Below are 8,347 nucleotides of genomic sequence, written 5' to 3'. Positions count from 1 at the left end.
CTCATCCCCGGTACCTCCACAGCGTGCGCGGGGTCGGGCTGCGCCTGTCCGCGCCGCAGGACACCGGGACCGCCGACGGTCCCGCGACCGGCGAGGACGCCACGACCGCGCCGGAGCCCGGCCCCGCGCGATGACCCGCAGGATCGTCTGGCTGGTGGCCGCGACGACGTCCGCCGTCGTCCTGGCCTTCGTCGTGCCGCTCATGCTCCTCGTCCACGGTCTCGCGCAGGACCGGGCGACGACCCGGGCGCGGGACCAGGCCCAGGGCACCGCCACGCTCGTCGCGGCCGTCATGGACCCCGCCGCCCTCGCCCGCTCCGTGCAGGACCGGTCCGCGCAGGGACCCCCCGTGCTCGTCGTCCACCCCGACGGCACGACCGTCGGCGCCTTCCCCGGGCGCGACCCGGTGTCGACCGCCGCGGTGCGGCGCGCCCGCACCGAGCAGGCGGCCTTCACCCAGCGGACCGCGTCCGGGCTCGACGCCCTCGTCCCGGTCCGGACCCCGGAGGGCGTCGAGGTCGTCGTCGCCCACGTGACCGACGACGAGCTCGAGGCGGGCGTCCGCCTGGCGTGGGGCCTCGTCCTCGGCCTGGGCACGGCCCTCGTCGTCGCCTCCGTGCTCGTCGCGTGGCGGCTCGGGCGACGGGTGACGGTGCCCGTCACCGACCTCGCCGACGTCGCGCACCGCCTGCGCGAGGGTGACGCCGAGGCCCGGGCGACGCCGGGCGGGCCCCCGGAGACCGCCGAGCTCGGCCGCGCGCTCAACGCCCTCGCCGACCGGATCCACGAGCTCGTCGCGGCCGAGCGCGAGCACGTCGCCGACCTCGGCCACCGGCTGCGGACGCCCGTGACGGCGCTGCGGCTGGACACCGACCTCGTCGAGGACCCCGACCTCGGGGCGCGCCTGCGCGAGCACGTCGAGGTGCTCCGCCGCAGCATCGACGAGGTCGTCCACGAGGCGCGGCGGCCGCTCGTCGACGGGTTGCCGCAGCCGACCGACCTCGGTGCCCTCGTCACCGAGCGCACCGCCTTCTGGCGGGCGCTGGCCGAGGACCAGGGCCGGCGGCTCGTGTCCGGCGTTCCCCGGCAGCGCGCGCTCGTCGCGCTCGGGCCGGAGTCCGCCGTCGAGCTGCTGGACACGCTGCTGGACAACGTCTTCGCGCACACCCCGGACGGCACCGACGCGCAGGTGCTCGTTGGGATCGGCGGGGGGCTGGTGCGGCTCGTCGTCGAGGACGCGGGGCCGGGGCTTTCCCGCCCCTGGGCCGGCCGCGGCGACTCCGGCGGCGGGTCGACGGGGCTCGGGTTGGCCATCGTCCACCGGCTCGCGGAGAACGCGGGCGGGTCGGTGCAGCTGACCGACTCGGCCCTCGGCGGGCTGCGGGTGGAGGTCGACCTGCCGCTGGCCGACGCCGGCTGAGCGGGCACGCGCGCACGCGGACCGGCGCGCGCGCGTGCGGGTCGCGGTCACGGTGACCTCCGGGCGGTGCGGTCGGCGAGAGGGTCCCGGGTCGCCCGACGGGGCGTCCACGGTGGGTCCATGGTGCTCCGCGTCACGTCAACGCGGCGTCGTGTCGCCGTCAAGAACACGTCAAGCCGACGAGACATGACGTTCCCTTAACAGCAGGATGACGCGCCGTTGTCTTCGCCTCCGTCACACTGGTCACAGTCAGCGGGTCAGAGCCTGCCCGTCGACCGCCATGAGACCGCCCCCGTCCGTGGGTCGCCCAGACACCAAGTGCGCCGGAACCCCTGCACCGCGCGCATCCGTCGGGAGGATCCCGGACGGGGGTGCTCCATGTCCGGGGCCGCCCGCGCCCGCGACCGGGTGGCCGTGGGCCCCGGCCGGCGGGCTCACCAGGGCAGCGGCACCACCGGGTCGCGCGGGTCCTCCTCGGCCAGCCAGCCGCGGGCGTCGTCGTGGACGTACCGCACCGCCGGACCGCTGCCGGCCAGGGCCGCGACGGCGGTGACGAGCCGGTCGACGTGGGCGAGGGTCGTCGCGATGCCCGCGCTGGCGCGCACCGCGGTGGTCGGCGCCTCGGTCCGGCCGGTGGCGGCGGCCTCGTCGCGCAGCAGCGCGTCGACCAGCAGGTGCGCGCAGAACTTCCCGGCCCGCACCCCGATGCCGTGCTCGGCGCTCAGCGCGGCCGCGACGAGACCGCTGTCCAGCCCGTCGATCGTGAAGGTCACGACGGGCGCGCGCTCGAGGTCCTCGCCGAGGAGGGAGTAGGTGCGCACCCCCGGGATGCCCCGCAGGCCGTCGACGAGGCGGGCCGTGAGGGCGGCCTCGTGCTCCTCGACCTCGCGGCGGTGCTCGCGCAGCGTCGCGCAGGCGGCGGCGAGCGCGACCGCGCCGACGACGTTCGGCGTCCCGCCCTCGTGGCGGGCGGCGCCGGTGGCCCAGCGGGTGCCGTCGTGGGTCACCGCCGCGCTGGCGCCGCCCCCGGGCAGGTAGGGCTCCGCGGCGTCGAGGACGTCGCGGCGGCCGACCAGCGCGCCAGTGCCGTACGGCGCGTGCAGCTTGTGCCCGGAGAACGCCACCCAGTCGGCCCCGAGGGACTCCAGGTCGAGCGAGCGGTGGGCCAGCAGCTGGGCGGCGTCGATCAGGACGCGGGCGCCGTGCCGCCGGGCCAGGCCGACGAGGCGGGTGAGCGGCCAGAGCTCGCCGGTGACGTTGGACGCTCCGGAGACGACGAGCAGCGGCTGCGGGCCGCCGGTGCGGCGCGGGTCGAGCCCCGCCAGCGCGGCCTCGACCGAGGCCAGCGCGTCGTAGAGGTGCCGCGGCACGGGCACGCGGTGGACGTCGGCCGCCGCCCACGGCAGCAGCGACGCGTGGTGCTCGGACTCCAGGACGACGACGGGCGTGCCGGCGGGCAGGCAGCGCGCGAGCAGCGTCACGGCGTCGGTCGTGTTGCGGGTGAGGACGACGACGTCGTCGGGCCGGGCACCGACGAAGCGGCCGACCTCCTCGCGGGCGGCCTCGTAGTGGGCGCTCGTGACCCGCGAGAGCCAGCCGGTGCCGCGGTGCACGGAGGAGTAGGTGGCGGTGACGGCGTCGACGGCACGGGCGACGCGCTCGAAGGCCGGGGTGGACGCCGCGTGGTCGAGCGGGGCGTAGTCGACGAGGCGGCCGTCGACCGTCGGGACGAGGCCGGGGGCGACGACGGCGGGCAGCCCACCGCCCACCGGACGGACCCGGGCGGTGCGCAGCTGCTCGTCGGTGAGGATGCCCTCGACCGGGGTGTCGTCGTGGTGCCGGGGCGTGCGGCGGTGGGTGCGCGAGGCGAGGGGCTGGAGGGACATCGAGGACTCCGTCGGGGTCGTGAGGACCCCGGTGGCACCGTGGGTCCGCGCTTGCCGACGCCACCACGGCGCCGACCAGGTCGTCACCCGGAGCACCCCACCGCGGAGGAGGGTTGCCGGCCAGCGAGCCGGGGCTTGGTGCTGGCACTCATGACCTACGCGAGCAGTCTGCAGCCCGTCGTGCTCCCCCGTCGACCGGCGTCCGTCCCCCGAGAACACCCCCAGGGGTTCCCGCCGTCCCCACCCCGTCCACGACCGCCGGGGACGGGGTCAGGCGTCGGGGGCGGCGTGGACGCGGACGCCGTCGACGAAGGTCTGGAGCACGCGGGTGTCGCCGATCTCGGTGGGCGGTCCGGCGAACGGGTCGCGGTCGAGGATGACGAGGTCGGCGAGCGCCCCGACCCGGATGCTCCCGGTGTCCTCGAGCCGGTTCACGTACGCCGACCCGGCGGTGTAGGCGGTGAGCGCGGTCGCGAGGTCGAGCCGCTGCTCGGGGAGGAAGACCGGGTGCTCCGGCTCGCCCTCGCGCAGGGCCTCGGGGACCTGGCGGTTCACGGCGACGTGGATGGCGGCCAGCGGGTCCGCGCTGGAGACCGCCCAGTCCGAGCCCATGGCGAGCACCGCACCGGCCCGGTGCAGGTCCCCGAAGGGGTACTGCCACGAGGTCCGCGGCTCGCCGAGGAAGGGGATGGTGAGGTCGACCATCTGCGCCTCGAGGGCCGCCCACAGCGCCTGCATGTTCACGGCGACCCCGAGCTCGCGGAAGCGCGGCACGTCGTCGGGGTGGACGACCTGGAGGTGAGCCAGGTGGTGGCGGGCGTCGCGCCGTCCGTTGGCGGCCAGCGCGGCCGCGACGGCGTCGAGGCACTCGCGGACGGCCCGGTCGCCGATGGCGTGGAAGTGCAGCTGGAAGCCGGCCGCGTCCAGCTGCGTGGCCGCGGGCAGGAGGGTCTCGACGGGCACGAAGGAGATGCCGGCGTTGTCGGTCCAGTGGCCGTGGCCGTCGCAGTACGGGTCGAGCATGGCCGCGGTGAAGTTCTCGGCCACCCCGTCCTGCATGATCTTCACGCTCGTCGCGCGGAACCGCTGCGTCGACCACGCCGCCCGCCGCTCGACGAGGTCGGCGACCTGCTCCAGTCCGGCGTCCCGGTCCCACCACAGGGCCCCGACGACCCGCGCGGTGAGCCGGCCGGCCTCGTCCGCCGCCCGGTACGCCACCGCCGGGTTCCCGCCGTCGCCGTAGTCGCCGATGATCGCGTCCTGCCAGGCGGTGATGCCGAGCGCGTGCAGGTGCGCCTGCGCCCGCAGCAGCCCCTCGAGCCGCTCCGCGTCGGTCGTCTCCGGGGCGAGCCGCCCGACGAGCGCCATCGCCCCCTCGTGCAGGGTCCCGGTGGGGTTGCCGTCGTGGTCGCGCTCGATCCGCCCGTCGCGCGGGTCCGGGGTGGCGGCGTCGATGCCCGCGAGGCGCAGGGCCGCCGACGACACCCAGGCGCCGTGGCCGTCGCGGTTGGGCAGGAAGGCGGGACGGTCGCCGACGACCTCGTCGAGGAGGGCCGCGGTGGGCGTCCCACCGGGGAAGGCGGACATCGACCACCCGGCGCCGAGCACCCACTCCTGGTCCGGGTGCTCCGCGACGTAGGCGGCGACGCGCTCGCGGTAGGCGTCCGCGGTCGAGACCTCGGTGAGGTCGCAGCGCAGCATGTCGACGCCCGCCCACACCGGGTGGACGTGCGCGTCCTGGAACCCGGGGACGAGCATCCGGCCCGCGAGGTCGACGACCTCGGTGCCGGGCCCGGCGAGCTCCCGGACCTCGTCGTGGCCGACGGCGACGACCCGACCGGCCTCGACGGCGACGGCGGTGGGTCGCGAGCGCACGGCGCGGGCGGTGAAGACCGGGCCGCCGGCGAAGATCGTGTCGACCATCAGCCGCCGCCCATCGTCCGCGCGATGTCGGTGGCGGAGTCCCCGGAGCGCCGCAGCACGAGGGCGACGACGCCGAGGGCCACGAGGGTGAGGACGAGCATGAGCGTCGAGACGGCCGCGATCTCCGGCCGCAGCCCCGAGCGCAGCGCCGAGAGGACGTAGACCGGCCACGGCGTCGTGCCGGAGACCTGGACGAAGGCCGAGACGATGGTGTTGTCCAGGCTGAGCGTGAAGGACAGCAGGTAGCCGGCGAGGACGGCCGGCATGGCCAGCGGCACCGTGACCCGCCGGAAGGTGCGGACCGGCGGGGCGTACAGGTCGCCGGACGCCTCCTCCAGCGACTCGTCGAGCCCGACGAGCCGGGCCCGCACGATGTAGCTGACGACGGCGGTCGCGAAGAGCGAGTGACCGACGACGAGCCGGACGATGCCGCCGTTGAAGACCGAGAGGCCGGCGTCGGAGCCGAGGTAGACGAGCCACGGCAGCAGCGACACGGCGTCGACGATCTCGGGGGTCACGGAGACGAGCAGCAGCAGCCCGATGAACCAGTAGGTCCAGCGGCCGGGCCGACGGGCCAGCGCGACCCCGGCCATCGTCCCGAGGAAGGTCGCGAGCAGCGAGGACAGCACGGCCACCTGGATCGAGACGAGCACCGCGCTGCGGATGGCGGGCCGCTCGGTGAGCGCGGCGAAGGAGCCGAACCCGAAGTGGTCCCAGGCGATGAGGAGCCGGCCCTCGTTGAAGGAGTAGACGATGACGACGACGATCGGCGCGAAGAGGAACGCGAGGACGAGGAACCCGACGGCGGTGAGCAGCCGGTCCCCCCACGAGCGCGGGCGCGGGTTGCGCGGCGGCGGGCCGTCGTCGGCGCGCGGGGTCGCCGGTCCGACGGGGCGGGTGGCCGGGGCGGTCATGCGCCCTCCTCGTCGAGCACGAGGCGGTGCCGGGCCCGGATGGGCAGCGACACGAGCCAGCCCAGGAGCGCGATGACGCCGACGGTGGCGGCGATGACGAGGATGAGGACGACCGCCATCGCCGACCCCAGCGCCCAGTTCTGTGCGGTCTGGAACTGGCTGGCCACGAGCTGGCCGACCATGTTGCCCTTGGCGCCGCCGAGCACGGTGGCCGTCACGTAGTCGCCCATGAGCGGGATGAAGACGAGCACCGTCCCGGCGATGATCCCCGGCCTGGCGAGCGGCAGCGTCACCCGGGTGAAGGTGCGCCAGCGGTTCGCGCCGAGGTCCTTGCTCGCCTCCCGCAGCGAGGGCCCGACCCGGTCGAAGGCGACGAAGAGCGGCAGGATCATCAGCGGCAGGTAGTTGTAGACGACGCCGATGAGCACGGCGGTGCGGGTGTAGAGGACGTCCAGCGGGCCGCCGGTGAGGTGCAGGGTCTGCAGCAGCGAGGACAGCCAGCCCTGGGGGGCGAGGATGACCTGCCAGCCGATGGTGCGCACGAGGAAGTTCGTCCAGTACGGCACCATGACCAGCGCGACGAGCAGGCCGCGCCGCCGCGGGGGCGCCTTGACGGCCATCCAGTACGCCGTCGGCATCCCGACGAGCAGGCAGAGCGCCGTGCCGGCGACGCCGACCCACAGGGTGTTCTGGAAGGTCGCGAAGAACGTCGGGCTGAAGGCCTCGCGGTAGCGGTCGAGGGAGAGCACGTCGTTGGCGTGCGTCCCGAACAGCCCGGGCTTGTAGCCGAAGCTGAACCACACGATCGTCCCGATGGGGACGACGAAGAACGCGACGAGCCAGGCGCCCGCCGGCACGGCGAGGGCGAACCGGGGCACCCGCAGCCGGCGTCCGGCGGCGGGGGCGGTGGGCGGTCCGGCCGGCGGCGCCGGGACCGGGCGCGACGCCGTCGCGGTCCCCCCGAGGGCCTCAGGCACCCGCGGCGGCCTTCGCCTTGTTCCAGATGTCGACCGTGCGCTGCTGGGCGTCGTTCACCTCGCCGGTCTTCATCGTCTCGATCTGCTCGGGGGTGAAGAACACGAGGTCGAGCATCTCCAGGCCCTCGTCCTTGGCCTTGGCCTCGATGTCCTTGGCCCCGGTGTGGTAGCCGATGTAGTCGACGTTGGCCAGCTGGTTCTCGGGCGTGAGCACGTAGTCGATGAAGGCGTGCGCGGCCTCGGGGTGCGGCGCGCCCTCGGCGATGGCCCAGTTGTCCATCCACAGCTCGGTGGCCGGGCTGCCGAGGACCCACTTCCAGTTCTCCGGCGTCTTGCTCTCCATGATCCCGATGCGCGCGTCGCCGTTCCAGACCTGCATGAGCCACTGCGTGCCCTGCGGGATGGCCTGCCCGCCGGGGTAGGAGTCGAAGGCGGCGATGTGCGGGGCGAGCTCGTCGACGACGAAGGTCTCACAGGCGTCGATCTGCGCGGAGTCGGTGGTGTTCCAGTCGATGCCGTTGGCCCAGTAGTAGATGCCGGTGACCTCGGCGGGGTCGTCGAGGACCGAGGTCTTGCCGCTCGCCTCGTTCTGCGCGGCGTCGATGAAGTCCTTCCACGTCGTGAGGTCGCGGCTGATCTTCGTCGTGTCGTAGACGAAGCCGGTGGTGCCCCACGCCTTGCAGATCGAGTAGTTGTTCTCGGGGTCCCAGGCCTGCCCGAGGAAGGCGGGGTCCATGTACTGCAGGTTGGGGATGAGCTCCTTGTTGATCGGGGCCAGCAGCCCGTTCTGCACCATCTGCGGGATGAAGGCGCCGGTGGGGACGACGATGTCGTAGCCGCCGGTGCCCTTGCTCGCGACGAGCTTGGAGATCAGCTCCTCGTTGGAGCCGAAGGAGTCGGTCGTGATCGTCGGGCCCTCGTCCTTGGTGAACCCCTTGAGCACCTTCGGGGCGTCGTAGTCGCCCCAGGAGTACATGGAGATCGCGTTCTCCAGCGGGCCGCCGGTGGCGATCTGGCTCGGCGGCGGGCCGCTCGGGACGACGGTGGCGGCCGCCCCGCCCGAGCCGGAGCCGCTGCCCCCGCCGCAGGCCGACAGCAGCCCGGCGCCACCGGCCGCGGCGAGGCCGAACAGGCCGCGGCGGGTCACCTCGCGCCGGATCCGGGGGACGGCGGAGGTGTGGGCGAGGATGCGCAGGGGGGCGTCGGAGCCGGTCATCGTGGGGGGGT

The 8,347-nt window shown here is 74.8% G+C and carries 6 protein-coding genes and 1 riboswitch; of the genes, 1 reads left to right on the top strand and 5 read right to left on the bottom strand.

The window, feature by feature from the left end:
* The first annotated feature begins 154 nt into the window (after positions 1 to 154).
* The gene (locus EPD83_RS14920) at positions 155 to 1,420 is read left to right on the top strand and encodes a sensor histidine kinase (protein ID WP_128367938.1); all 1,266 of its coding nucleotides are present in this window, start codon (positions 155 to 157) and stop codon (positions 1,418 to 1,420) included.
* Positions 1,421 to 1,854: 434 nt separating this feature from the next.
* Here the strand turns inward: EPD83_RS14920 and EPD83_RS14915 are convergent, their stop codons facing one another.
* The 5 genes from EPD83_RS14915 to EPD83_RS14895 form a co-directional block, all read right to left on the bottom strand.
* On the bottom strand, positions 1,855 to 3,306 hold the full coding sequence (locus EPD83_RS14915) for an aminotransferase class V-fold PLP-dependent enzyme (RefSeq protein ID WP_128367937.1): 1,452 nt from the start codon (positions 3,304 to 3,306) through the stop codon (positions 1,855 to 1,857).
* Positions 3,307 to 3,348: 42 nt separating this feature from the next.
* Positions 3,349 to 3,462, bottom strand: a riboswitch (SAM riboswitch).
* A gap of 114 nt (positions 3,463 to 3,576) precedes the next feature.
* Complete coding sequence (locus EPD83_RS14910) at positions 3,577 to 5,229, bottom strand: amidohydrolase (RefSeq protein WP_128368348.1); 1,653 nt, start codon at positions 5,227 to 5,229, stop codon at positions 3,577 to 3,579.
* A complete protein-coding gene (locus EPD83_RS14905; protein ID WP_128367966.1) occupies positions 5,229 to 6,143 on the bottom strand; it encodes an ABC transporter permease in 915 nt (304 codons plus the stop codon). Before EPD83_RS14905 ends, EPD83_RS14910 begins: the two co-directional genes overlap by 1 nt.
* Entirely contained in the window at positions 6,140 to 7,120 is a 981-nt protein-coding gene (locus tag EPD83_RS14900) for an ABC transporter permease (RefSeq protein WP_322095794.1), read from the bottom strand. The genes EPD83_RS14905 and EPD83_RS14900 overlap by 4 nt, the downstream gene beginning before the upstream one ends.
* A complete protein-coding gene (locus tag EPD83_RS14895; RefSeq protein ID WP_128367965.1) occupies positions 7,113 to 8,336 on the bottom strand; it encodes a polyamine ABC transporter substrate-binding protein in 1,224 nt (407 codons plus the stop codon). Before EPD83_RS14895 ends, EPD83_RS14900 begins: the two co-directional genes overlap by 8 nt.
* Between the last annotated feature and the right edge of the window lie 11 nt (positions 8,337 to 8,347).

Source organism: Phycicoccus flavus (assembly GCF_004025965.2).
Classification (GTDB): Bacteria; Actinomycetota; Actinomycetes; order Actinomycetales; family Dermatophilaceae; genus Phycicoccus; species Phycicoccus flavus.
Note: the sequence above shows the minus strand (reverse complement) of the source record. Positions and strands in the feature narration are given on the sequence as shown.

Bases quoted from the DNA above. Each gene is read 5' to 3' on its own strand.
- EPD83_RS14915 (WP_128367937.1), bottom strand. From the start codon at position 3,306: ATGTCCCTCCAGCCCCTCGCCTCGCGCACCCACCGCCGCACGCCCCGG.
- EPD83_RS14910 (WP_128368348.1), bottom strand. From the start codon at position 5,229: ATGGTCGACACGATCTTCGCCGGCGGCCCGGTCTTCACCGCCCGCGCC.
- EPD83_RS14905 (WP_128367966.1), bottom strand. From the start codon at position 6,143: ATGACCGCCCCGGCCACCCGCCCCGTCGGACCGGCGACCCCGCGCGCC.
- EPD83_RS14895 (WP_128367965.1), bottom strand. From the start codon at position 8,336: ATGACCGGCTCCGACGCCCCCCTGCGCATCCTCGCCCACACCTCCGCC.